Consider the following 402-nt stretch of genomic DNA (forward strand, 5'->3'; position numbering starts at 1 on the left):
ACCATCACCATCAGGGGCACCAACGACGCGCCCACGGTGGCGGCGTCCACGGCGAGCGTGGCTGAAGACACGACCCAGGTCAYCGGCACGCTGCCCGCGCCCACGGATGTGGACAGCACGGACACCCCGACCTATGTGGCGCAGACGGRAACCGCCGGTCAGTACGGCAGCTTTACCCTCAATGRCGACGGCTCCTACACCTACTCCCTGAACAACGRCCTGGCTGCGGTGCAGGCCCTGGGCGTCAACGACACCCTGACGGAAACCCTCAGCTACACGGTGAGCGACGGCCACGGCGGCACGGCTACCAACAACCTGACCATCACCATCAGGGGCACCAACGACGCGCCCACGGTGGCGGCGTCCACGGCGAGCGTGGCTGAAGACACGACCCAGGTCACC

The 402-nt window shown here is 67.3% G+C and carries 1 protein-coding gene; it reads left to right on the top strand.

Annotated elements, in window-relative coordinates; translation table 11 throughout:
- The coding region (locus tag EB812_RS11600; RefSeq protein WP_165450947.1) for a VCBS domain-containing protein at positions 1-402 on the top strand (402 nt) is incomplete at both ends.

The sequence above is a fragment of the Desulfovibrio legallii genome, assembly GCF_004309735.1.
Lineage (GTDB): Bacteria > Desulfobacterota > Desulfovibrionia > Desulfovibrionales > Desulfovibrionaceae > Desulfovibrio > Desulfovibrio legallii.